Source organism: Bradyrhizobium ottawaense (assembly GCF_900099825.1).
Classification (GTDB): domain Bacteria; phylum Pseudomonadota; class Alphaproteobacteria; order Rhizobiales; family Xanthobacteraceae; genus Bradyrhizobium; species Bradyrhizobium ottawaense_A.
The window spans coordinates 4810579-4835134 of record NZ_LT629693.1 but is presented as its reverse complement, the minus strand read 5'-3'; the positions used below and the strand labels follow the sequence as shown (position 1 = coordinate 4835134).

At 62.6% G+C, this 24556-nt stretch carries 25 protein-coding genes; 5 read left to right on the top strand and 20 right to left on the bottom strand.

Features of this window, described 5'->3' with window-relative positions:
* Positions 1-184: 184 nt before the first annotated feature.
* The 9 genes from tilS to tolQ form a co-directional block, all read right to left on the bottom strand.
* Positions 185-1213 (bottom strand): tRNA lysidine(34) synthetase TilS, encoded by a 1029-nt coding sequence (gene tilS / locus BLR13_RS22550; RefSeq protein ID WP_074819436.1) that lies wholly within the window; start codon positions 1211-1213, stop codon positions 185-187.
* A gap of 50 nt (positions 1214-1263) precedes the next feature.
* Positions 1264-2325 (bottom strand): tol-pal system protein YbgF, encoded by a 1062-nt coding sequence (gene ybgF / locus BLR13_RS22545; RefSeq protein ID WP_074819438.1) that lies wholly within the window; start codon positions 2323-2325, stop codon positions 1264-1266.
* Positions 2326-2668: 343 nt separating this feature from the next.
* Positions 2669-3160 (bottom strand): peptidoglycan-associated lipoprotein Pal, encoded by a 492-nt coding sequence (gene pal / locus BLR13_RS22540; protein WP_074819439.1) that lies wholly within the window; start codon positions 3158-3160, stop codon positions 2669-2671.
* A gap of 331 nt (positions 3161-3491) precedes the next feature.
* On the bottom strand, positions 3492-4229 hold the full coding sequence (locus tag BLR13_RS22535) for an N-acyl amino acid synthase FeeM domain-containing protein (RefSeq protein WP_074819442.1): 738 nt from the start codon (positions 4227-4229) through the stop codon (positions 3492-3494).
* Positions 4230-4377: 148 nt separating this feature from the next.
* A complete protein-coding gene (locus BLR13_RS22530) occupies positions 4378-6714 on the bottom strand; it encodes a putative bifunctional diguanylate cyclase/phosphodiesterase (protein ID WP_074819444.1) in 2337 nt (778 codons plus the stop codon).
* Between the two features lie 183 nt (positions 6715-6897).
* Positions 6898-8229: a Tol-Pal system beta propeller repeat protein TolB gene (gene tolB, locus BLR13_RS22525; RefSeq protein ID WP_074831216.1), complete on the bottom strand. Its 1332-nt coding sequence runs from the start codon at positions 8227-8229 to the stop codon at positions 6898-6900.
* Between the two features lie 69 nt (positions 8230-8298).
* Positions 8299-9231, bottom strand: coding sequence for a cell envelope integrity protein TolA (locus BLR13_RS22520; protein WP_074819446.1), 933 nt, complete (start codon positions 9229-9231; stop codon positions 8299-8301).
* 70 nt (positions 9232-9301) lie between these two features.
* On the bottom strand, positions 9302-9772 hold the full coding sequence (locus tag BLR13_RS22515) for a biopolymer transporter ExbD (RefSeq protein WP_074819448.1): 471 nt from the start codon (positions 9770-9772) through the stop codon (positions 9302-9304).
* Between the two features lie 37 nt (positions 9773-9809).
* Positions 9810-10523, bottom strand: a complete 714-nt coding sequence (gene tolQ, locus BLR13_RS22510; RefSeq protein WP_074819449.1) for a protein TolQ — start codon at positions 10521-10523, stop codon at positions 9810-9812.
* 1038 nt (positions 10524-11561) lie between these two features.
* On the opposite strand from tolQ, the gene BLR13_RS22505 reads away from it, so the two are divergent.
* Positions 11562-12524: an IS110 family transposase gene (locus BLR13_RS22505; protein ID WP_091976312.1), complete on the top strand. Its 963-nt coding sequence runs from the start codon at positions 11562-11564 to the stop codon at positions 12522-12524.
* Positions 12525-12886: 362 nt separating this feature from the next.
* Here the strand turns inward: BLR13_RS22505 and BLR13_RS22500 are convergent, their stop codons facing one another.
* The 8 genes from BLR13_RS22500 to BLR13_RS22460 form a co-directional block, all read right to left on the bottom strand.
* Positions 12887-13654 (bottom strand): serine O-acetyltransferase, encoded by a 768-nt coding sequence (locus BLR13_RS22500; RefSeq protein WP_074831218.1) that lies wholly within the window; start codon positions 13652-13654, stop codon positions 12887-12889.
* Positions 13655-13884: 230 nt separating this feature from the next.
* The gene (locus BLR13_RS22495) at positions 13885-15477 is read right to left on the bottom strand and encodes a bifunctional aspartate transaminase/aspartate 4-decarboxylase (protein ID WP_074819451.1); all 1593 of its coding nucleotides are present in this window, start codon (positions 15475-15477) and stop codon (positions 13885-13887) included.
* A gap of 24 nt (positions 15478-15501) precedes the next feature.
* Complete coding sequence (gene aspT, locus BLR13_RS22490; RefSeq protein WP_091977579.1) at positions 15502-17202, bottom strand: aspartate-alanine antiporter; 1701 nt, start codon at positions 17200-17202, stop codon at positions 15502-15504.
* Positions 17203-17267: 65 nt separating this feature from the next.
* Positions 17268-17432, bottom strand: coding sequence for a biotin/lipoyl-containing protein (locus BLR13_RS22485; protein ID WP_244524916.1), 165 nt, complete (start codon positions 17430-17432; stop codon positions 17268-17270).
* A 594-nt stretch (positions 17433-18026) separates the two neighbouring features.
* Positions 18027-18509, bottom strand: a complete 483-nt coding sequence (locus BLR13_RS22475; protein ID WP_074819459.1) for a DUF2852 domain-containing protein — start codon at positions 18507-18509, stop codon at positions 18027-18029.
* 105 nt (positions 18510-18614) lie between these two features.
* On the bottom strand, positions 18615-19340 hold the full coding sequence (locus BLR13_RS22470; RefSeq protein WP_074819461.1) for a TetR/AcrR family transcriptional regulator: 726 nt from the start codon (positions 19338-19340) through the stop codon (positions 18615-18617).
* A gap of 90 nt (positions 19341-19430) precedes the next feature.
* A complete protein-coding gene (locus tag BLR13_RS22465; protein ID WP_074819463.1) occupies positions 19431-19850 on the bottom strand; it encodes a YciI family protein in 420 nt (139 codons plus the stop codon).
* 74 nt (positions 19851-19924) lie between these two features.
* Complete coding sequence (locus tag BLR13_RS22460) at positions 19925-20341, bottom strand: YciI family protein (RefSeq protein ID WP_074819465.1); 417 nt, start codon at positions 20339-20341, stop codon at positions 19925-19927.
* A 212-nt stretch (positions 20342-20553) separates the two neighbouring features.
* Between BLR13_RS22460 and BLR13_RS22455 the strand changes: the two genes are divergently transcribed.
* Positions 20554-20814: a hypothetical protein gene (locus tag BLR13_RS22455; RefSeq protein WP_074819467.1), complete on the top strand. Its 261-nt coding sequence runs from the start codon at positions 20554-20556 to the stop codon at positions 20812-20814.
* Positions 20815-20830: 16 nt separating this feature from the next.
* On the opposite strand, the gene BLR13_RS22450 is transcribed toward BLR13_RS22455, so the two are convergent.
* Complete coding sequence (locus BLR13_RS22450) at positions 20831-21202, bottom strand: nuclear transport factor 2 family protein (protein WP_074819469.1); 372 nt, start codon at positions 21200-21202, stop codon at positions 20831-20833.
* Positions 21203-21856: a glutathione S-transferase family protein gene (locus BLR13_RS22445; protein WP_074819472.1), complete on the bottom strand. Its 654-nt coding sequence runs from the start codon at positions 21854-21856 to the stop codon at positions 21203-21205. It abuts the gene before it with no gap.
* Positions 21857-22050: 194 nt separating this feature from the next.
* Here BLR13_RS22445 and BLR13_RS22440 point away from each other — a divergent pair, with 194 nt between their 5' ends.
* The 3 genes from BLR13_RS22440 to BLR13_RS22430 all read left to right on the top strand — a co-directional run bounded on the left by BLR13_RS22440 (position 22051) and on the right by BLR13_RS22430 (position 23990).
* Entirely contained in the window at positions 22051-22545 is a 495-nt protein-coding gene (locus BLR13_RS22440) for a winged helix-turn-helix transcriptional regulator (protein WP_074819474.1), read from the top strand.
* 206 nt (positions 22546-22751) lie between these two features.
* Positions 22752-23042: a hypothetical protein gene (locus BLR13_RS22435; protein WP_074819476.1), complete on the top strand. Its 291-nt coding sequence runs from the start codon at positions 22752-22754 to the stop codon at positions 23040-23042.
* Positions 23043-23201: 159 nt separating this feature from the next.
* Positions 23202-23990 (top strand): SDR family NAD(P)-dependent oxidoreductase, encoded by a 789-nt coding sequence (locus BLR13_RS22430; protein WP_074819478.1) that lies wholly within the window; start codon positions 23202-23204, stop codon positions 23988-23990.
* Here the strand turns inward: BLR13_RS22430 and BLR13_RS22425 are convergent.
* Positions 23897-24553 carry a histidine phosphatase family protein gene (locus BLR13_RS22425; RefSeq protein ID WP_079586066.1) on the bottom strand — a complete coding sequence of 219 codons (657 nt, stop codon included), beginning with the start codon at positions 24551-24553 and terminating at the stop codon, positions 23897-23899. The genes BLR13_RS22430 and BLR13_RS22425 overlap by 94 nt on opposite strands.
* Positions 24554-24556 lie beyond the last annotated feature (3 nt).

The window sequence follows — 24556 nt, the reverse complement described above, 5'->3', positions numbered from 1 at the left end:
AGTCCCCGGATAACTGGATACAATCTAGGTGCCGCCCGGCTCGATGCCAAGGGAACGACACAGGACTATTTAACGCATCCTAGCGCGATTCCCGGTCAAATAATGGCGTTGTTTCAGCAGTTTTTTGGGGCTGGTTAAGGCTGTCAGCCCCGTTCGGGCACATATCGCGATATGAGGCACCTTCTCACCCCGTCCTGCTGCGGCGCGGCGGTGCCGGATCGACGTGAATTCGGCCCTGGACGAGCCCGATCACCGCCCCGGCAAGGGTCTGTTTCAGCCTGGGCTGGCCGTCTGCAATGGCCCGATCCAGCGCCCCCAGCAGGGCCTCCAGCTTGCCGAGTTCCACCGGTCCCTCGTGGCCGACGCGATCGATCGCCCGCTTCAACAGCCGCAGCCGGATTTCCTCGGCCAGGCCGGCAAACGCAGTGGCATCGAACCCGAAGCGCGAGGCATCGTTGCGATCCCTCAGGGCGAGATAACGCTCGGCGCCGTCGGCCAGTACTTCGAGCGCGGCATTCGCCCGCGCCAGCCGTGAGGCCAACCGCGCCAGGTTGCGGCTGTCGCCGCCTTCCTCGGCAAGCGCCGGCATCAGCGCCCGCAACCGGGGGCGCGTGTAGCTGGCGTCGCGGTTGGACGGATCGTCGGCATAGGCGATTTTCGCCCGGTTCAGTGTCGCGATGAGCTGCGATTTCGGGATATCGAGCAACGGCCGCGCCAGCTGCACGCCGTCGCGCTCGCTCTCCCGCGCCATGGCGGCGAGACCGGCAATGCCGCTGCCGCGCAGCATCCGCATCAACAGCGTCTCGGCCTGATCGTCGCGGGTATGCGCGGTCAGGATATGCGTGGCGCCGCCGGTGCGGGCGGCCTTGGCGAGCAGCCGGTACCGCGCGGCGCGGGCCGCCGCCGGCAATCCGGTCTTCGGCTTGACGCCGGTCCAGCGCAGCGTGCGGTGGGGCAGATCGAGGTCCTTCGCCAGCCGCTTGACGTCGCGCGCCTCGCGCGCGGCCTCGCTGCGCAAGCCATGATCGACGGTGACGGCGATCAGCCGGGGGCCGCGTGTCATGGCGCGGCGCCAGCGCGCCGCGAGCCACATCAGCGCGATCGAATCCGGGCCGCCGGAAACCGCGAGCACGATCGCGGGCGCGGCCTTCCAGTCCGCGAACAGGCGCTTGGCCTGCTGGGCCGAGATTGGGGATTGGTCGTCGTCGGGCATTGTGGCGCTGGCTTATGCGAGGCCGGTATTGGCCTCGACCAGCTACAACGTTAGCACTTAACCCGCTTTTGCTCACGGTCGACCGCGGCTTTGACGCCGGCCGAGGCCCGCGGATATTTCCGCGTCACTTCGCCGAGTGCGGCGCAGGCGGCTTCCTTTTCCTTCAGCGCCGCCAGCGACTGGCCGAGCCGCAGCAGGGAATCCGGCGCCTTGGCTGACTTGTCGAATTTGGTGGTCACGCCGAGAAAGGCTTCCGCCGCGTCGCGATACTGCTGGCGCTGGAAGTAGCTCTCGCCGAGCCAGTATTGCGAATCCGCGATCAGCGGATCGCTCGGATGTTTCTGCGCAAAATTCTTCATGGTCTCTTCGGCCAGCGCGTAGTCCTTGCGCTGCATGTAGCCGATACCGAGATCGAACTCGTCCTTGGGCGTGGCCGACGGCGGCAGCGTGGTCAGCGCCGCGCTGGCGGGGCCGCGCGGCGCGCCAACGGGGTCGCGCGGGCTGGTGGCGCCGAGATCGAGCGGCTCGCCGGCGCCACGCCCACCGGGCGCGCCGATCGGCGCTTCGCCGGCGACCGGCAACTGACCGCCGCCGAGCGCGCGCGGTGCCCCAGGGGCGTTCGGGTTCTGGTTGGGGTCGAAGGCATCGCCACGGCGGCGGCCGGGCGCCTGCGGGGCTGCCGGCTCCTGCATGATCGGGGCGGGTGCCGCGATCTGCGGCTGGTCGTAACCCGGCTGCGCCGCGGGATAACCGGGCTGTGCCTGAGGCTGCCGATAGGCGGGGTTCGGCTGAGGCGGCGGCAGCGCGGCCATGCCGGGCTGAGCGGCTTGGGGTTGGGCGACCTGAGGCTGGACAGCCTGCGGCGGTCCGCCGGGCGCGGCCGGTGCCGCACCGAGTTGACGCAGCCGGTCTTCGAGCTGCCGGTTGCGGTATTGCAGCTCCTCGTTCTGGCCGGTCAGTTGCCGGAGCTGGTTTTCCAGCCGCTGGATCCGCATTTCCGGATCGGCGTCGTCGGCCTGGGCCAGTACCTGTGCGAACGCGGCCTGAGAAGACAGAGCCAGCATCGCGACGATCGCCGCAGCGCCGGCAGCATTGAGAAACCTGGGTGACATTTTGCCCTGACGAAGAAAATCGCGTTGACCCGCGAAAGCGGTCCAAATTGAGGGAGGGAGTACGCCGGAATTGTGACTGGCGTTTCCGAATCCGTACGATGATTACGCTATGGTTTAGTGGCGGCTTCAAAACAAGCAAGCGTGATCGTCGGCGGCTCCGTTCATCTAGCTGAAGGAGGCGAGCCGATGCATGTGTCCGTGAACGGGGTGCGGCTGTTCGTCGACGTCGAGGGTGCGAAGTTCGTCCCCGATTGCCGACTTCGCTCGCAAACGCCATAAAATAAAACCGGCGCCCGAAGGCGCCGGTTTCGAAATTCTGCGAAGGGCCGAAGAGAGGCCGAACTTACGAGCTGGCGTTCAGCACGGTGACGGCGCGGCGGTTCTGCGACCAGCAGGAGATGTCGTTGCAGACCGCGACCGGACGCTCCTTGCCGTAGGAGATCGTGCGCATGCGGTTGGCATCGATGCCGCGCGAGGCGAGATAGGTCCGCACCGACTGGGCGCGACGCGCGCCAAGCGCGATGTTGTACTCGCGGGTGCCGCGCTCGTCCGCATGTCCTTCGATGGTGAAGGAATAGCGGTTGTAGGTCTGCAGCCACTGTGCCTGCTTCTCAAGCGTGGCGATCGCCTGCGGGCTCAGCTCGGTCTGGTCGCTCTCGAAGAACACGCGGTCGCCGACATTGACCACGAAATCCTGCTGGCTGCCCGGGGTCGCAGCACTGGCCATCGCGCCATCGGGGCCGACGTTGTTTTTGGCGCAGGCACCCATCGACAGCGCCACGGCAAGCACCGCAACCAACTTCCAACCCTGGAGGTTACGCATTTGATATTTCATTCCGGAGCCTCCACGCTCACGTTATTCCACTGTCATCCGGTCTACAGGGCGATGGTTAAACGAACGTTCCGTCAACCTTGATGGGATGTTGCCAGACCCGCTCAAATGCCAACGAACGGCGAAAAGCGACCGTGATGGTTAATGGTTTGTAAATGTGGCGCGATGGTGAAGGCAAGCGCGCTCAGGACCTGAATCACCTGATTTCAGGCGTTCGGCAGGCCGGATTTGCACCGAGCGGTGGAATAGGCGTCGAATAGACGTTCATTTGCGCGGTATCTGCCGGCCGATCAGCCAGCCGGGACCATTTCCGATCCGCGAGGTCCTTGCCGGTTCAGGAACTTGGAACGATGGAAGCGCGCTCGTAGGAGGCCGCGGGATCCGGCGACGACTGCGGCTGGCCTGGGCGCTCGAACAGCATCCGGCGCTCGAACGCGGTCGAACGCAGGAACGGGTAGCGCGCAAGGACCGGCTCCCGCACCGTCGGAAGATGGGCGGCCATCAATCCGACCGGCTTCACCAAGCCCGGATACAATCGCGGCTCGCACCAGGTTTCCTGCAGGAACACCCGACGGTAGAATGCCTGATGCTCCGGACGAACGATAGCCAGTCCATAATCGGCGTTGAAGTAGACGCCGGCCATGGAACCGAGCCTCACGGTCACATAGGGCAGCTCAGGAAAATTACGGGCTTTGTCAGGATCCGCAACGAAACGGGTTGAATCGATGAAGATCCTGCCCTTGTCGAGTTCGGGATGCAGGACATCACCGAACAGTTCGACCGAAGGCGACATCCGCCATTCGGACGTCAGCACGCTGATGCGGATCGAGCTGTAGAGTTCGCCATTGAAGTAAACACCGAATGTCCACGCGTTGGGGGCGTCTTCGTAACTGTCCACCACGCGCTGCTCGGTAGAGGGACGGACGGCACCCTCGCGCAAGTATGCTCGGTAGCGCAGCCTGTAAATCTCGTCCTTTTCCTCAGGCGTTGTTGCGAGACGGTAGTCGGCTTGATTTAGCCAGTCCGAACTCCGCCCCATGGCCGTCGTAGACGCTTCGGCCGGGGACCTCATGCAGTACTCCTAACACTTACAAGCAACTTCTGCGAGCGGCTTAAAGATTAACAGCTTGTTAACGAGATTGCAAAGCCATCGCCACATTAGGGTTAACTGCCGCCGCAGCATACTTCATACCTTAGGTTGCGCTACCGCGTCGCAACCGTCAAGCGATAGAGCGGGATGGAACCAGCTGCAAGGGGTCGTCGGGCAACCGCCGGCCGTGCGACACGTTCAGGAGCTGGCGGACCCGCGCCGCCGGCACCGGCCGGCTGAACAGGTAGCCCTGCACCTCGCTGACCGTGCCGTCGGCGCTGATCAGCTCGAGTTGCTCGTTGGTTTCGATGCCCTCGACAACCACCGACATGCCGAGGTCGGCGGACAGCCGCGCGACGCCGCGCAGCAAGGTCAACGGGCGTTGGCTATCGATACCTTCCAGGAACGAGCGGTCGATCTTCACTTTCTGCAACGGGAAGTTGTGCAAATAGCTAAGGCTGGAATATCCGGTGCCGAAATCGTCCAGCGATATCCGCACGCCGAGCGAACGCAATTGCGACAGCACATCATGTGTCATTTGCGTATTGCGCAGCAGCGAGGATTCGGTGATCTCGATTTCGAGCCGGTTCGCCGGCAGGCCCGAAACCTCGAGCGCGTAACGGACTTCGCTCAGCACGTCGCGCTGATGGAACTGCTGCGGCGAGAAATTGACGGCGACGCTGACGGCTTCCGGCCACTTCATGCATTCCATGCAGGCCTTGCGCAGGATCCAGCGGCCGAGGTCGACGATCAGGCCCATGTCCTCTGCGACCGGAATGATATCGATCGGGGAAACCGTGCCGCGAACCGGATGATTCCAGCGCAGCAGCGCTTCGCAGGTCGAGATCCTGCCCGACTTGAGATTGACCAGCGGCTGGTAGTAGAGCTCGAACTCCTCGTTCGCCAGCGCCTTGCGCAGGTCCAGTTCGAGAGTACGGCGGGCTTCAACGACCTGCGCCATCTCATCCCGGAAGAAGCAGAAGGTGCCGCGGCCGTCGGCCTTGGCGCGGTACAGCGCCATATCGGCGTTCTTCAGCAGCGTATCGGCGCTGACGCCGCGTGTGCTCATGGCGATACCGACGCTGGCGCCGATCTCGACCAGATGATTGTCGATCTTGTAGCGCTCGCTCAGGCGATCGACGATGCGCCGGGCGAGGCCCGCGGCGTCGTCGGCCGAATGAATGTTCTGCTGGAATACGACGAACTCGTCGCCGCCGAACCGCGCCACGAAATCCTCGGGCCGCAGCATCTCGCGCAGACGTTCGGCGACCGCGCACAGCAACTGGTCGCCGCAGGGGTGACCAAGCGTGTCGTTGACCTGCTTGAACTGGTCGAGATCGACGAACAGCAGCGCCGACAATTGCTCGGCGCCCTGCTGTATCGCCAGCAGCCGCCCGATCTCGTCGCGGAAATTGACCCGGTTCGGCAGCGCGGTGAGTTCGTCGTAGCGGGCCAGATGACTGATGCGGGCCTCAGCATTGCGCCGCTCGGTAATATCTTCGAGCAGCACGACGGCGCCGCCATCCGCCATCGGCTGGAATGTCCACGACAGCGAGCGGCCCCGGTCGGGGTCGGGATCGGTCGTGATCATGTCTCGCGCCTGCGTGTCCTCGATCTCCGCGAGGATCATTCTGCTGCTGGCAACGGAGATAGAACCCGCGGCGATACCTGCCGCCATGATGTCGGACGCGGTGACGCCTCGCTTCACCAGGTCGTCGGGTAGATTCATCATTTCGCTGAAGCGGTGGTTCATGACCGCGAGCCGATCGTCGGCGCGGAACATGCACAGCCCGTGCGGCATGTTGTTCAAGGCGGTATCGAACTGGTTCGCCAACGCGGACTCGCGCTCGCGCGCCACCAGCGCCCGAACGAAGATTTCCTGCAGGCTGGTCGTGATTTGCCGCAGCGCCAGGAAGAACACGCCGCTGACGCAGGCCATTCCGATGTAATAAGGCGTGCCATGCATCGCCAGCGCGATCGAGGTCGGGCCGGTCGCGGCTGCAATCTGCACCTGGAATATCTGCGGTCTTCCAAAGGTCCTGCCGGCACCGGCCGCGACATACCCTGTCGTGACCGACAGGCATATCATGTGAGCGACGGCGTCATTGCTGCCCAGCAACGCGATCGAACACCAGGCTCCGAGCGCCCCCGCGTAGATGATCGCCCAGATCTGATATCGCTTTTCCCAGCGTGCCGCTTCGTCGGCGGTCAAGTCAGAGGCCGACTTGCGCTTCCGATACAGGTGCATGTCGACCGCGCGGATCGCGCCGATCAGCATCAGGAATGCGACGCAGGGCCAGAGCAGCATGAGGCCGGTCTTGAGCGCCGTCATTGCCGCCGCGAAGGCGACCATCACAGCGCCCGCGAACAGCGGCGCCGCGTTCTGAAACAGCGAATCGATCAGCGCCGCGTAAGTCGACGGCGAGACATTTTGGTCCTGCTCTGCGGTTTGGCTTGCAAGCTGCATTGGGGGCGTACGCGATCCTGTCAGACAGCGTCGTTGTACCCTTCCGAGATGAAGTCTTTCTGAGGGAATATCGTTACCGATATCTTTTCATGGCATTCCGGTTGCGGAAATCTGCACGGAAAATCAGCATGATAGGCAATGTTTGCCGATCAACGCCGATACACACTTTGGCCGTGTGCGTCTTCAGGACAACAGCGGGGACCACGCCGGGTCGGACGCGTAGCCCGGTGTTGGAACCCGCAATTCGTTGCGTCCGGAGATGTCGATGGTGAACAGCGAAGGTCCGCCGGCGCCGCCGGCCTCCCGGAAGAACATCAGGACCCGGCCGTTCGGCGCGAATGTCGGGCCTTCATTGTGATAGCCCGAGGTCAGGATGCGCTCGCCCGAGCCGTCGGTCTTCATGATGCCGATCGCGAACTGCCCGCCGCCCTGCTTGGTGAACGCAATATAATCGCCGCGCGGCGACCATACCGGCGTCGAATAGCTGCCCTCGCCGAACGATATTCGCTGCGCGCCGCCGCCGCCTGCCGGCATCACATAGATCTGCGGCTTTCCGCCGCGGTCGGATTCGAAGCAGATCTTGCTGCCGTCCGGCGCGTAGGACGGCGAGGTGTCGATCGCCGGCGTATCGGTCAGTCGGGTGGTGGTCTTCGACCGCAGGTCCATCACGAACAGGTTCGAGTTGCCGCCCTGCTGCAGGCTCATGATCACGCGCTGGCCGTCCGGCGAGAACCGCGGCGAGAACGACATGCCGGGGAAATTGCCGACGATCTCGCGCTGCCCGGTCTCGATGTTGAACAGGTAGACCCGCGGGTCGCCCTGGCCGAATTCCATATAGGTGATTTCCTGGGTCGACGGCGAGAACCGCGGCGTCAGCACCAGATCGGAGCCCTTGGTCAGATAGCGGACATTGGCGCCGTCCTGGTCCATCATTGCCAGCCGCTTGACCCGCCGTTCCTTGGGACCGGTCTCGTCGACGAACACCACGCGGCTGTCGAAATAGCCCTTCTCGCCGGTCAGCCGTTCGTAGATCTGGTCGGAGATGATGTGCGCGATCCGCCGCCAGTATTCCGGCGAGGTGAAATATTGCTGGCCGGTGAGCTGCTGGCCGGTGTTGACGTCCCAGAGGCGGAATTCCGCCTTGAGGCGGCCGTCACCCTGCCGGGTCATGCGACCGGTCACCAGCGCCTGCGCGTTGATGGTCTTCCAGCTCTGGAACTGCGGCGCGGCGTCGATATTGCTGATGCGCTCGATGAAGGCAGCCTGATCGATCGGCGCGAACAAGCCTGAGCGCTTGAGATTGTTGGTGATGACCTGCGACACGCCGACGCCGACCTCGGCGTCTCCGGGCGTGCCCGCCACGAAGTTCGGGATCGCGATCGGCAGCGGCGTGAATTCGCCTTCGGGAACGATGATGCGCTTCGGCCCTTGCGCCAACGCATTGCGAGCGCCGGCGACGGCGCCAAGGGCGGCCATTCCGGAAATGATCTGCCGGCGGCTCAGGCGGAACGGCATGTTGGGCAATCCATATTTGTCGGTCATGGCTTCAAGCTTTGCTCATCTGTGGTCGCCGGGGACCGAATGTCAGGTCTTCTGTTCGGTGAAAACCGGCGCGAAATATTTCCATTCCTCGAAAAACGCCGCGGGCAGTCGGTAGGGCTGGCATTCGATGATCGCGCGCAACGCGCTCTCCTGATAGACGCGAAGGTAGGGGGTCGCCGGCGTGCCTTCCGGAACCGGCATGCCTTCCAGCGAACCGTCGCGCTTCAGGCGGATGGCGAACACAGCCTCGGACTTCTGCTGCTCGATGCCGCCATAGGGTTTCTTCCAGCAGCGCTCGACCTGCTGCTTGAACATCGCACCCCAGGTCGCGGAATTGTCCGCGGCCGCGCCCTTCGACAGGCCAAGGGCGGCATTGGAATTCAGTGTGTCGCCGGTCGCGGCCTGGCGCGTCGGATCGCGCTTGTCGAGCAGCGCCGCGATCTTCGACTGATCGAAGGCGCGCTCAGTCTTCGGCTTTGCCGGCTCCGGCGGCTTGGCGGCCTGCTGGACCGGTTTTGGCGGCGGCTTCTTCTCTTCCTTCTTGATCGCCTCAGCGATCGGATCGGGCTTGACGGGATCGGGCTTCTTCTCGATCGGCTTCGGTTCTTCCTTCGGCTTCTCGACCACCTTCGGCGGATCGGGTTTTTTCTCGACCGGCTTTTCCTCGACCTTCGGCTGCGGCGGCGGCGAGGTATCGGTGACGACGGGCGCCTTCTCGCTCACCTTGCCGACGGCGTCGTCGACCGGCTTGGCTTCGGCGACCTTGTCGACCAGCGGCTTCGGGTTTTCTTTCTTGCCGGTCTTCATGCCGGCCATGATGTGCGCGAGCTGATCGGGCGAGACGACGTCCACCGGGACCGAGTCTTCCGGTGTCATTTCGAGCGCCCGGGTCGAAAACGACACCATCGTCCAGCCCAGCACGAGGACGTGCAGGACCACCGACGCAACCAGTGTCTTGTCGACCTTGACCTTCACTTGACCTTCACCCGGCCCTTCCCGCTCCGCCGTCAGCCATTGCTTGCCATTTGGCCCGCCCCGTCATGGCTCACGAGCCCTGCTCTGGCACGATGACGATGTTCGCCTTGAACCCCGCGGTCCGAATATATCCCAATAATTTCATCATATCCGTGTAGCAGACGTCTTTATCACCACGCAGAAAGACCACGCTGTCGGCATCCGACCGGGTCTCCCGGATCGCCTTGATCTTGGGCAGCAGGTCGGCGGACGAGATCAGGGTGTCCCCGAGGTAGAGTTCGACGTTCGAATTGCAGGCACCATTGGTGCGCTTGACCGACAGCGTCAGTGGCGGCGCATTCGAGGCGAGCGACTTGCCGCCGCTGGCGACCGGCAGGTCGATGTCGATGGTCGAGGTCATCAGCGGCGCCGCCACCATGAAGATGATCAGCAGCACCAGCATGACGTCGACCATCGGCGTGACGTTGATCTCCGCCATGACAGCGGCCCGACGCCGGCCGCGTCCGCCGCCACCCGACGAACCTGCCATGTTCATCGCCATGATCTTGATCTCACCATGCGCTCGTCATGTGCCGTCCTCACGCCCGCTCGTCGATCTGGCGCGACAAAATGGCCGAAAACTCGTCGGCGAAACCTTCCAGGCGCTGGGCCTGCCGGTTCACCTCGGAAATGAACTTATTGTAGAAAATAGTCGCCGGAATGGCGGCGATAAGGCCGATCGCGGTGGCAAACAGCGCCTCGGCGATACCGGGGGCGACCACCGCCAGCGAGGTGTTTTTCGAGGCTGCAATCGACTGGAAGCTCGACATGATGCCCCAGACGGTTCCGAACAGGCCGACGAACGGCCCGGCCGAACCGACGGTTGCCAGCACCAGAAGCCGCCGTTCCAGCCGCTCGACCTCGCGGGCGATGGAAACGTTCATCACCTTCTCGATCCGCATCTGCAGGCCGGCAAAGGACCGCGTCTGGCTTTCGAACGAGCGCTTCCATTCGCGCATGGCCGCGACGAAACACGCCGCCATCGATTGCGTCGGCTTGGCCGACAGCGCCCGATACAGTTCCTCGATCGATTGCCCGGACCAGAACGCCTGTTCGAAGCGGTCCATGGCGCGCTTGGTGCGGGAGTAGAGGATGATCTTGTCGATCGCGATCGCCCAGACCCAGACCGAGCAGGACAATAGCCCCAGCATGACCGTTTTCACGACCCAGTGGGCCTGCAGGAACAGCGCGATCAGCGACACGTCGCTGGACGCCAGCGGCAGTGCTGATTGGGCCACGTCGGCGGGATTCATAGTCGGTATCCTCTCAACGCTTTAGCTCCGGTTTGAGCGTGATCTTTTCCACTTTTCCGGATCATGCTCGGTCCCAAATCTTCCGGAGCAACGGGCTGCCGGTTCCACAGCCGCGCGTCGGGCGCGGCGATGTGCGCCAGCGCAAGAGCCTCACTTAGCGTCACATGGGGGGCCCGCCGAAAGCCGGGTCCTGCATCCCCTGCCAACATGTCAAAACGAGGGCTATTCGCGCGTCATTACGCCTCCAACCAGACGCCACGCGTGGTTAACGCGAGGTTACCAAAGGGGAATTCGGCTGCGGGAAATGCTGGCGGTACGGCGGGTTATCACGGGTTCCATTTTGACAGAATCGTCAAACCGCCCCCCCAACTGTCATCGCCCGGCCCAGGCGACCCAGTACGCCGCGGCCCCTCGTTTCAGCCACTGCGGCCTCTGGAATACTGGATCACCCGCTTTCGCCGGTGATGACAGCAAGAAGCATTCTCGCGGCATGACCTGCCCGAAGTTTTGCTGGAAACCTTGCCCTCGAAATCAGAGGGCGCAGGGAAGACCGGATGCGCGCTGCACCCGCGGTCTCGCGTGCAATAGTTGCAACAAGAACACGCACACGAGCATACAGGTTCAGCGGAGAGCCTCCGGCCTTCCCTGCGCAATGGCTTTACGGCTTATACGTAATCGTCCTGGTGACCGGCTTTCTTGCCACCATCGCTTGCAGATTGCTCCGCCAACTTGACGCCAGCACCGGGGCGTCGGACCCAAACGATTTCGCCGTACGCTACAGCTCGTTCGTCTCGCGTGCTGCCGCGTCCACCGCTCCCTGCCCCTCGTTTGCGACGATGGCCAACGCCCCTTGTGTCGGCAAAAACTGGCAGAATGTGCGAACGGGCGGTTGAAGCAGAACCGCCCGTTGCTGGAACTGAGCCCGTAACGCCCCAAAGCGGCAGAGCCTGTATGAGAGCGAGGGACAGCTCCGGTGTCTTCCTCAACCCGAACAGTTGCAAGGGCCGTTGAGCCCGTACCGAGCAAGGAAGGGAGTGGATGATGGCACAAAATGGTCTCGTTGTCGTCGGCATCGATGTAGCAAAGGACAAGGTCGATGCGTGCATTCGCGAGTTGGCGCTGCGGCAGACGTATCCGAGCACTGCCCAGGGTCATCGCAAGCTGGTTGCCTGGCTTCGCAAGCACAAGGTGAACAGGGCGGTGATGGAGGCCAGCGGCGGCTATGAGCGCGATTGGGGGAAGGTGCTCCGTCTGGCCGGCATCGCCGTACGGATCGTCGACCCCAAGCGAGTCCGCAGCTTTGCGCAGTCGGCCGGACGCCTGGCCAAGAACGATACGATTGATGCAGAGATGATCGCTTGGTTCGCAGAGACGTTCAGCGAGGCGCCGGGCCAAGTGCACGATGCCGCGCGCGAAGAGCTGCAGGCGCTGGTGAAAGCTCGTCTCAATCTGGTCGATCTCAAGATACGACTGGAAGCTCAAAACGAGCATGCTGCACCAGGACAGGCTCGGAAAGCGCGGACCCGTATCTTGAAGAGCTTGCTCGAGGAAATTGCCAAGCTCGAAGTCGCGATCTCGGCCCAGGTCAGGGCCACACCTCATCTTGCCGAACGCGCCGAGATCGTCGAGAGCGTGCCGGGCTTTGCCGAAACGAGCTCAGCGAACCTCATTGCTGGAATGCCGGAGCTTGGCCAAGTGAGCGACGAGATCGCCGCGGCGTTGTTAGGCGTTGCCCCTTATGACGATGATAGCGGAAAGCGCCGCGGCGAACGCCACATCAAGGGCGGCCGCCGTTGGGTCCGAAACGCCCTCTACATGCCGTGCCTCGGCGCGGCCACACAGAACAATCCTGTCTTCAAGGCCTACTATCAACGGCTACTTGCCAAGGGGAAGGAGCCGAAGGTTGCGCTCGTCGCCTGCATGCGAAAGCTGATCATCATCCTCAACACAATGATCGCACGCCGGCAGAAATGGGATCCCAGCCGTTACGCACTGAATTGAGCGAGCGCACTTCACCGCGCTCGGTCCTCGACCGAGCGCATGCCTAGCCAACAGACCGGGGAGCGGACGGCGTCAAGGCCGTAAGCCGCCGAAGGCGGGGGCGCGCCTCGCGCCAGCCTTGAGGCCAGCCGATCACCGGTCTACTTCAGCACAGTTGCTCTGGTGGGACAGGATGCGCGGAGTTAAACGTCTGATTTGCCCGACGGGGCAACGAAATTATTTTTGCGCGAAGGGCTGGACAGACTTTTGGTGATTTGCCCGTCGTGCCAATTTGTCGCGGGCCTTGTGGGTTGCGTCGTCGGGCAAATCAAGCGCCAGCCGCGGAAGTTCTGACGATGTTTTCCACCGCAAAAGGTGGACGTTCAGGCCGGCAGTCCGGCTTCCGCGCAATTGACGAGACGCGCCGGCACACCGACGGCGGTGCATCCATCCGGCACGTCGCGATCAACCACCGAGCCGGCGCCGATCTTGGCGAAATCGCCGATGCGGATATCGCCGAGGATCGAGGCGCCCGAGCTGAGCAGCGCGACGCGCCCGATTCTCGGCGCGCGGCCAGGCATCGCCTGCTTTCGGCCGATGGTGACGTTTTGCAGGATCGTCACCTCGTCGCCAACGACAGCGTTGGCGCCGACGATGATGCCGGTGGCATGATCGAGAAACACCGAGGTGCCGATCGACGCCGAGGGGTGAATGCTGACCTGAAGCGAATCCGACGACAGGCTCTGCAGCAACAGCGCCAGATCGGTGCGGTCCTGACGCCAGAGCCAGTTCGACACCCGCCAGGCCTGCAGCGCGACATATCCCTTGTAGTTCAGAAGCGGCGGCAGAAATCCTGTTACGGCGGGATCGTGAACGGCAATGCTTTGCAGATCCCGGCTCGCCGCCTCGACCAGATCGGGCGCCGCGCGATGTGCCTCACGCGTGAGCCGTGCGAATTGCGCGCGGTCCGCCGCGCTCCTGCCGAGCCGTTCGCCGATCTGATGCGCCACCGCGCTGCCGAGATCGGCATGATCGAGGATCGCGCGCGTCAACGTGCCGCCAAACAGCGGATCGCGGGCAAGGGCGCTTTCGGCCTCGCCGCGAACGGATTGCCAAAGCTGCCCGGCCGTTACCATTGCGTTCTGAATCATGGACGTCAGCCCCTGAGCGCTAAACAGCATCATCCAGGTTCACGTAGCCGGTAATATTCGCTCCAACCACCGCACTTGGGTTCTTCCAGAATGCCACCGATATTTGGTTGCTGGAAGGGCCTGTGCGGACCGACGTTGGGTATCTCCTTCGGTACTTCGTTGCTCAGCCTCTGCAATACGGCGGACGCAGGCGAAAGCCCTCTCGTGGTTTGGCAGACATCAGGAACGATTCATGCAGCGGCTTTCACAAAGTCCGCATGGCACTCGTCGAGAACCTGACGGGTGAACTTTCCGATCGAGGCATATTCAATCTCGGTCAGGTTGGCGAGCGAGACCCGCGCCGAGGTATCGACCACTTCGAATCCATTGCCCGGCAGCAGGACGACGCCGGTCTCCTCGGCGAGACGGAATAGAAAACTCACTCCGAGGTTGCTCCTGATGAACCATGCCTTGAACTCCGGCCCATAAAGTGTCCCCCCGATCTCCTGCAGGTCGATCAGGGAATAGTAGTTCACGTCATTGAGCTCATGCGGCGCCGCCACACCCATGTGGCGGTACAGCGTGAGGTACCGCTTTCGGATCAACTGCTTAGCTGCGTCCTTGTACCGATGTTCCCTGTCCATCAGTCCGCTCAAGGCAAATAGTGCCATCTGCAACTGCTGCGGTACCGAAAGACCTGCCGTGTGGTTTAGCGCCACCGCGCGACTGTCGGCAACCAGGCGATCGATGAAGCGCAGGTTTCGCGGCGTTGTGGTCAAGGAACTGTAGCGCTTGTCGAGCAGAAGCTTGGTGGTCTCCGGCAGGGCCGCCAGAGCAGCATCGAAGGCATTGTCCTCATGCAAGGCCATCGCGCCGAGCCGCCAGCCGGTCGCACCGAAAAATTTCGAGAACGAATACACACACAGGGTGTTTTTTGGGCATTTCGCAAACAGCGAAACGAAGTCGTCAGCGAAGGTGCCATAGACATCGTCGGTCACGATCAGCAAATTCGGCCGCTTCGCGACCGTTGCGGCCAATTGATCGAGAACGGCGTCCGACAATTTCGACGACGGTGGATTGCTCGGATTGACCAGGCAGAATATCTTGATGGCGGGATCGATCAGCTTGTCGATTTCCGCCTGCGGCAGCTGCCAGTCATCGACACGGTCCATGCGTATGTCGACGATCTCGAGTCCGTATTCCGCAAGTACGGGAATTTCCAGATAGGGCGAGAATATCGGCGTCGCCATGGCAATCTTGTCGCCAGGCTTGATCAACCCGTTCACACGCAGTGTCTGGAAGATGTAGGTCATGGCAGCCGTGCCACCCTCGGTCGCGAAAACCGAGAACGCCCCACTGGGGCGCAGCGGGCCGAACATCTCCTGAGCCAGATAGGCTTTGACGATCTCCTCGACATGGCAAAGCATCCGCGGCGGGGTCGGATAAGTGCTGCCCAGAAAAGCGCTGACCATTTCGAACAGAAACGCATCCCGATTGAGGCCGAGCTGATCGCTGACATAGGAGATCGCCGCACGCAGGAACCGCACCCCGTCGGTCTGCCTGTGGTTCACGGCATAGGACTCGAAGCGCTGCACGATGCCCTCGTGCTCGGGCAGGCCGCCGAAGCCACTGTCGAGATATGAATAGGAGCGCTCTGATTCACGCAGCGCAAAATCGCCCAGACTGAGAAACGCCCAGCGCGGCAACGTCGCCAGAAAATTGGGATTGCCGCGCCCGGCGTTCAGCATCAGCCGCTGCGCGTCCGAGGACGCAACCGCGATGAGCTTGTCCTTGAGTTCGAACGGACTGAGAGCGGCGTATTGCTTGAAATTACGTTCTAACATGCTGAATTCCTCGATGCTGATCTGTTACGAAGCATTTTTTGCGATGATGCCGACGATCAGCGGTCCCCATAGGGTGAGAAACACGTTGGCAACGGCATAGGTGACGGTGAACGACACCACCGGTGTGGCATTGCCTGCCTTCGTCAAAAGAGCAGCAAATGCCGGGTTGGCACTGCGGCCGCCGGCGACGCATGCGAGTGCCTCGATCGGGTTTTGAATGCGCAGAACATAGTAGGAGAAGAAGAAGGTGAGGATCTGCGGGATCAAGGTTACACCGACGCCCAAGAAGAACAGCGTCAGTCCGTATTTCTCGATGGCGACCAGGGCCTGGGGGCCCGCGGTGATACCGACGATGCCGACGAACACAGCCAGGCCAAAATCGCGCAGAAAGTTTGACGCGCCGACCGGCAGCGCCGCGAAGTTCGGATGGACGCTGCGCAGCCAGCCAAACAGCAGGCCGGCCAACAGGCAACCGCCGCCGCTTCCGATCGAGATCGGGATGCCCCAGATTTTGAACTCGATCATGCCGATCAACAGACCGATCGACATGCCGAGGCCGAAGAACACAAAGTCGGTGATCGCCGCAGCGGTGATCCGGTAGCCGATCTTCGGCTCCACGCGATCGAGATCGGCCGGACTTCCGGTGAAATGCAACTCGTCGCCGCGCTTGAGTTGAAGCTTGTCCAGCACGGGCAGATCCAGCCCCATACGCTTGACTGCCGTAAGGAACACGCCGTGGCGCGTTTCGACGTTGACTTGATCGTGGATTTCACTGATCGCACGACCGCTCAATGCGTGATTGGTGAGAACGATCTCGCGGTTTTCCTGGACCAGTAACAGGCCATTGGACGGTGTCACCTCGCGACCGAACAGGACTGCTGCGGCTGCCTGTTGCGAAATAATCCCGGTGATCGCTACTCTGTCACGTGCAACAACGACAACGGCCTCATTGAGATCGAGCGTCTTGCCCTCGCGATAGACGGCCTCAACGGATGCGTCCGAGAGCTGCCTGTCGATCTCGATCGCGGTGAGGCCGGTGGCTTTGCTGTCCGTCCCCATCTCATAGAGACGGGTCGCGATCTGGCTGGCTGCATTGAATTCACCGGGTTCGAGTTCGGCGTGACCGCCTGATAGCTCCTTGGCCAGCTTGACGGCTTCGGTCCGGATGTTCCACCTCATGATGAGCGGCAGAAACCAGCTCACCATGACGATCGGCCCCAGCGAGCCGAAGATATAACAAACGGCGTATCCGACCGCGACGTTGGTCTGCATGGTCTTGATCAACTCGGGCGAGAGCCCGAGCTTGCCGATGGCGTCGCCGGCAGTTCCGATAATCGCCGATTGCGTCAGACCGCCGGCCGCAAGTCCGGCCGCCAAACCGCGATCGAGGCCGAACAGCCAGGCCGCGGCGAGCACGCAGAGCAAACCGGTCAGACACATGACGAATGCGGAAGCGAGTTGGTTCAGGGAGCGTCGGTTCAGCGCATGAAAGAACTGCGGTCCGCCCTGGAATCCAACGGCGTAGATGAAGAGAGCGAAGAACACGCCCTTGATGCCGCTATCGATTGCGACACCGAACTGACCAATCAGGACACCGACCAGCAGCGTTCCGGCGATACCGCCGAGCACGAAACCACCGATTCTGATTTTTCCGGCCAAGTAGCCGAGCGCGATAGTGACGAAGAGGGCCAGCAGGGGCTGCGCTGTGACAAGTTGGTGGATCATGTCCATGAGATTCTTTCAAAATCGACAGGCAGGAATGGGAGTCGGGGCGCCCGGGTCGAGCGCGATCAGAACAGGCTGATGTTTCCCAGCACCATTCCGCATTCAACCGACGCGCCGGCCTTCACTGAAATTTGCGACAGCACGCCGGTGACGGGAGCGTGGATCTCGTGGGTGACATTGTCGGTTTCTATTTCAACCAGCGGCTCCTGGACGGTGACGGGATCACCCACCCGTTTGAACCATCGTCCGACGGACAATTTGGGTCCGGCATTTGATATCGTTGGGACGTGTATTTGCGTAATCATGATGTTGATCCTGATGGATGATATGCGCCTATGCGACAGCGCCACCGGCCGGATGACCCGGCCGGCGTCGACGCCCCTGCGGAGACGGGCGGCGGCGGAAGCGATGCGTGGATGCAAGGTGTGCGGAGTGGAAGAAGGAGGGCTTTACTCTTCTACGCTGCTCGCTGAGCTGAACCTCGCCTACCTGGGGCCCGTCGAGCACTAACGCGTATGGAACATAGTCTCCGAAACGCTGGAAAGTTCCCGTCGATCAGGAAATCTTTCGGCTCAATCGAATCGTCGACGTTCGCGCGAAGGTTCGGCAGCTGGGAATAACCGCCCTGCCCACGGCGGCGCTCGCGCAAAGCCTGCCCAAAACCAAACCGCCCGCTTGCTGTTCGCAAACGGGCGGCTCGTTGCCATCAGGTTCTATGGGGGCACATCGCCTGAGGGCTGAAGTCTTTTAGTTTGACGCGTTTTCTTTACGCGAACCGGTGTCCACTTCGCTCGAAAACGCTATGGAGACCCCAGGTGAGAGCCTCAGCTCTGCGGCTGGTCGTTCGGCGGGGTCGGACGCGTCTTGTGCTGCGCCATGAACTGGTCGAACTCTTCCTTGTCCTTGGCGTGGCGCAGGCGATCGAGGAAGTCGCGGAACTCGACCTGCTCCTCCTCGAGACGCCGCAGCGTTTCGGTGCGGTACTCGTCGAAGGCGCGGTTACCGCTGGAGGCGGGACCGAAGCCGCCGAAGCCGAAGCCACGGCGTTCCATGCGACCGCGCATCCGCTCCATCTTGTACTGCATCCGCTCCATCTTGTTCGCCCAGCGATCCTGGTGACTCCAGCAACCCATTTTTCTGCTCCCTAGTGTGAAAAAGAGAAGGGCAAGTCCGATCGGCCACCAGATGATGAAGCCGAGGATGGTCACGGCGATCCAGCCGGGATGCCAGGGGCTATCAAGCATATGCGGGCGGTTGGGCTCTTCTGTCGGGCCGCGCCATCGATTGACATCTGCGGTGTAGGCCATTTCCCTCTCCATGACGGCTTCACGCCGTTGTGAATGTAAATAACATTTACATACCTAAACCATCCCGCGATTTTGTCAAGCCGGGCGCAAACCGCGCCCGCCAAATTATTTTGGGGTGCCCCAGGGACCTGACGGCGGCACCGGCGGCGGACCAGACGGTTTTGGGTCCGCTTTCGCGGCCTCAGGCCGGCGGTCGGTCGGGAAACCGAGACCGCGCAGATAGATCAGCACTTCGGCTTCCAGCAGATCTTCCGCGGACATCGGCAATTTGCGCCGCGCTGCGTCGCCGCGGCCGAACAGCGACGCCACGCCGTGCGACATCGACCAGATGTGCAGCGCCATCATCATCGCCGGCGGACGTGGCGTGCCGGGTGGCGCCAGCGCGGCCAACCGCTCGGCTGCGGCGCGGATAATGCCGAAAGCGCGCTCGCTGGCGGCCATCAAGGTGGGGTTTGCATCGACCGGGAGCCCGGATTCGAACATCGCCGAATAGAACGCGGGCTCATTGCGGGCGAACGCCAGATAGGCCTTGCCGACCCGTTCGAACGCCGTGACCGTGTCGGGGCGGCCGTCGTCCCAGGCCTGCGTCAGCAATGCCTCGAACTGCTCGAAGCCGCGCTGGGCAATCGAGGACAGCAATTCCTCGCGATCACGGAAGTGCCGGTAGGGCGCTGCCGGGCTCACGCCGGCCATGCGGGCGGCGTCGGCGAAGGTGAAACCGGCCGCGCCTTTTTCGGCGATCAGGCCAAGGGCTGCCTGCAGCAACGCCTCTTTCAGATTGCCGTGATGGTAGCCGCGCTCGGCGCGGCGCTCTTCCTTGCGCCAGCTCATGTGAAAGGCTTTTACATGAGCCGGCCGAAAACGCTACGGTTTTTGAACCGTTCCTCCGGTGTTCAGAAAGATTAACGGAACCTTTAAGGATTACCGAAGCCTTGCCCTGCCCGGCAGATCCTCGAATCCGCCGGCGGCCTGCTGAAACTCTTCCGAGTAATCAGACATCTCGTGCACCTGGCGGATTTCGATGATCTCGTTCGCCGAGGCCGGACATTGGCTGGCCCAGGCGATCGCGGCCTCGCGGGAGGCAACGTCGATCATCCAGTAACCGCCGAGCACTTCCTTGGCCTCGGTAAACGGACCGTCGGTCACGACAGGTTTACCTGATGCAAAGGAGACCCGCGCGCCCATCGACGGCGGGTGCAAGCCGTCGAGCGTGATCAGCACACCGGCGTCCTTCAGGGCCTCGTTGTATTTCATCATCGCCGTCATCCGCTCGGGATCGAGCTGTACGTCCGGCGGCGCGGTCTCGTAGCCGAGGGGGATCATCAGCATCATGAATCGCATGGTGGGGTGTCCTTGATGATTACCGTCATTCCGGGATGGTCCGAAGGACCAGACCCGGAATGACGCGGAGAGAATTATTTCTTTGCCGCCTGCGCCCGCAGGCGTTCTTCCTGCTCGCGCAATTCGGGGGTCAGGGCTTCGCCAAAGTCCTCGGCGGAAAACACCTGGCGAATCTCGATCTCGTCGCCGCCGCCGAACGGCGCGCGCTTCATCCAGGCGATCGCTTCGTCCAGCGACTTGGTCTTGATCAGCCAGAAGCCGGCGATGAGGTCGCCGCTCAGCGCGAACGGACCATTTGTCGCAGTGCCCTGCCCTCCCGAATATTTGATCCGCGCGCCCTTCGAGGTCGGATGCAGGCCCTCGCCGGCCTCCATGATGCCGGCCTTGACCATCTCCTCGTTGAACTTGCCCATCGCGGTCAACAATTCCGTGCTGGGCATCACGCCGGCCTCGGAATCCCTGCTGGCTTTCACAATCACCATAAATCGCATCGTCACGCTCCGTTTGAGGTCTCATCAGGCCGTATCACATCGGCGCTCGTCAACTAGACGAACGGGGTTTTGCGGCGCCGACATGGCCTGAGAATTATTTTGGAAGTCATTGCCGACGAATCGGCGGCCTCCGGAAATCCGGCCAGCGCGCATTGGAATATCGCGGACCCGGCGACGATAGGCAATGCATGGTCACAACGGAGCCAGTTGCCATGCCGTTCTCATCACACCTGAAAGTCCTCGGCCTCGCCGCGACAATACTCGCCGCTCCCATCGCCGCAGCACGGGCGGAGATCGCCACACCGCGTCCTCCGGCAAATCTGCCGATCGACGCCGGCGTCAAACCATGGCCGGCGCCGACCGGGCATCGCCAACCCCGTGCCAGCGATGTTCCGACCGAAGCCAGGCAGGATGCCTTTATCAGAAACGAGGAAGAGTTCGATCGCAAGCTCGCGATTTGTCGCCACTGCTGACCGCAGCCATCGCAAATCAGCTTTCGCTCTGCCTGACGAAGAGGCCGTTTTCGTAAGTCGCGCCGAAATAGACGTCGATGCGTTTCACCTTGTCGCCATCGAAGGCGAAGAACTCGGTGTTGCGAAAGCGCTTGCCGCCTCTGGCCACGCAAAGATACGTCACGAAGGCCTCGTCGCCTTCCACGAAAATGCGCTCCAGCTCATGCCGCTCGATCCAGTCGCTGTTCTTCCAGCACCGCTCGAAATAACCCGGTTTGTCGATGTTGTCGTCATACGGGCTGGTGAAGCGGAAATCGTCGCTGAGCGCGTCTTCGAGCAGCTTGCGGTTGCTGGACAGATAGGCCGCAAAGATGGCGCGGATGGTATCCGCCCGGTTGGCCTGATCCATCTAGCGCTCCTTCGGCACCATGTGGAAGTAAGGCTCGGCCTCCTTCAGCACGCGGGCGACCGAAGGGCGCGCCTTCAGGCGCTCGAGATACGCGCTCACACGGCCGTGGGCTGCGCCGAACGGCTCGACCATGTTGCCGTAGAACAGCGGCGGCAACGCGGCGCAATCGGCAAGGCCGAATTCGCCGCCCATCGCCCAGCCGCCACGGGCCATCTGGTGCTCGATCATCGCATACGATGTCCGCAACTGGGCGCGCGCCTCCGCGACGCCGTGAGGATCCTTGTTGCCGTCCGGCCGCAGCCGGTCGCCCATGATCTTCTGCATCGGCAGATGGACATAGAGATCATAGAACCGGTCGCGCAGCCGCGTCTGCCATGCGCTGTGAACGTCGTCGGGAATGAACCTGGTTGGGCCGCGATAGTGGCGGTCGAGATATTCGATGATGATGCTGGACTCCGGCACGGTCTCGCCGCGTGCGTCGTCGCGCAGCACCGGGAACTTGCCGACAGGCCACAGCTTGAGCAGCGCCGCGCGCTCGACCGGATCGCCGAGATTGACCGAATTCGGCGTGAACGGAATGTCGTTCTCGTACAGCGCGATCAGCGCCTTCCAGCAGAACGACGACAAGGGGTGGAAATGCAGCGTCAGCGACATGGAAACTCCCGGTATAGAGGCAAGACGAACCGTGTTGAGGTCCGCCGACATGGATCACGCGAATTATTTCGCAGCCGGCGCGCCGATCAGCTTCGTCAAACCGATTGCGTTTTGCAACTGGTTGTACTCTGGCCAAACCGGTGCAATATTGCAAGCAGTTTTTTTGACGGCGCCGCCTGCCGCGAGACCACGCCATGACCGACGCCCAGCGCTCCGGCTGCCCGATCAACCTCACGCTGGAAGTGGTCGGCGACAAATGGAGCCTGCTCATCATCCGCGACATGATGTTCGGCAACCGGCGGCATTTTCGCGAGTTGCTGACCAAGTCCGATGAGGGCATCTCCTCCAACATCCTCGCCGACCGGCTGAAGACGCTGCTCGAGCAAGGCATCATCACCCGCGACGGCGACCCCACCCACAAGCAGAAGGGAATCTATTCGCTGACCGAACAGGGCATCGAACTGCTGCCGGTTCTCGCGCAGATGTCGGCGTGGGGTTACAAGTATCTTCCCGTCAGCGAGGAGCTCGGCATCCGCGCCCGACTCCTGAGCGAGGGCGGACCGAAAATGTGGGCCGAGTTCATGGACGAATTGCGCGAGATCCATCTCGGCGCCGTCAGGCGGAAGCGAGGACCTTCGGTGGGCGAGCGGTTGCAGGCGGCGTATTTGAGCGTCGTGAATCGAAAATAGTTATTAGAACCGCGACGCGGCGCAGGTAATGGGCGGGATCGTCGAACCGATCGGCAACATCACCGGGTAGAAACGCATATTTCGTCGCAATCCTTCACGCACGCAGCATGACCTTTGGCGTTCCAGCGCCTAAGCTCTACCCTGCGGCGATAGTCCGGCACCGCACACGCTGAAACTGATTCTCCGGACTAGGGGAGCATCGCGTCATGTCGGGATTACTCATCAACCTGCTGATCCAGATCGTCAGCGGCGCCATCGGTGGAAACGTCGCTGCGGGGGCGGCCAAGAATATCGATCTCGGTACACTCGGAAACACGGTCGCGGGCGCCATCGGCGGCGGCGCCGGAGGCCAGATCCTCGGCATGCTGATTCCGCTGCTCGCCAATTCGGCTTCGACGCCGGATATCGGCAGCATTGTCGGCCAGGTCGCCGGTGGCGGCGTTGCGGGTGCGGTTCTCACCGCAATCGTCGGCGCCCTCAAGAACAAGACCGCTTGAACCATCGTTGAATCGTAAGCGGGGCGCCTGGCGCCTCTGCCCCCGGGGTCGCCGCACGGCGCGGCCCGGGCCGGGGAGATGTGCGCCACGGTTGCCGGGACTCGGCGCGGGGCATGGGCTATAGGGTCGCGAAACCTCACCTTTCGCGAACGGATCCCCATGGCCACCTCCCCGCAAAAAGTCGCACTCGTTACCGGCGCCGCGCGCGGCATTGGACTGGCGACGGCGAAACGGTTTCTGGCTGACGGCTGGCGCGTGGCGCTATTGGATATCGAAGGCGAATTGCTGGATCGCGCGGTCGCCGGTCTCGCCGATCCTGAAAACACACTGGCGCTGCATTGCGACGTCTCCATTGCAAAGGCGGTGGCGGCCGCCATCGCCGGGATCGAACGGCGGTTCGGGCGGCTCGACGCGCTGGTCAACAATGCCGGGGTCGCGGTATTCGCACCGCTGCTCGAGACCTCGGACGAGGACTGGAGCCGGGTGCTGGAAGTCAACCTCACCGGGCCGTTCCTGTGCACCAAGGCGGCCGCACCCTTGATGCGCGAGCACGGCGGCGGCGCCATCGTGAACATTACTTCCATTTCCGCGGTGCGCGCTTCCACGCTGCGCTCGGCCTACGGCACCAGCAAAGCCGGCCTCGCGCATCTGACAAAACAGCTCGCGGTCGAACTGGCCTCGCTCGGCATTCGCGTCAATGCCGTGGCGCCCGGCCCGGTCGAAACCGCGATGGCCAAAGCGGTGCACACGCCGGAAATCCGCGCCGACTATCACGACGCCATTCCGCTCAACCGCTACGGCCTCGAAGAGGAGCTGGCGGAAGCGGTATTCTTTCTGTGCAGCGACCGTTCGAGCTACATCACCGGGCAAGTTCTCGCCGTCGACGGCGGCTTCGATGCCGCCGGCATCGGCCTGCCGACCCTGCGCGGCGAACGGCGGAACGGGTAGCGCTGGTTGACGCCAACCACGCGCCATCCATCCTTCAGCCGATCGATCCGGGTCAGCGACAGCGGATCGATCGCGAAGCGCAAGGCAGAGTCGGGCGAAAGGTCGAGCGCGATGGCGAGCACGGCGCGGATGGTGCCGGAATGCACGACCAGCACGGCGTCGCCGGCGGGCAAACGCGCAAGGCCCGCTCTGGCGCGTTCGATCTGATCGACAAAACTTTCGCCGCCGGGCGCGCGGCTAACCGCCGGCGATTTCCAGAATTCCTGATAGGGAGCGCCGAGCTCGATAGAAAGATCGTCGTGACGCCGTCCGGTCCAGGCCCCAAAATCCTGCTCGGCGAAATCGGACTCGTTGACCGCATCGAGCCCGAGCCTCGCAGCGGTTTCCCGCGTGCGGCGCATCGGACTGCAGACGGCATGCGCGGAAGCGGGCAACCGCGCCTTCAGCGCCGCGAAGGCGGCGATGTCGCTGAGATCGGCCGGCGCGTCGGCGGCATGAATGACGCCGCGCGGGCCATCGACCGGCGCATGCCGGATCAGCCACAGCTGTGTCGCAGCGCTCATCTC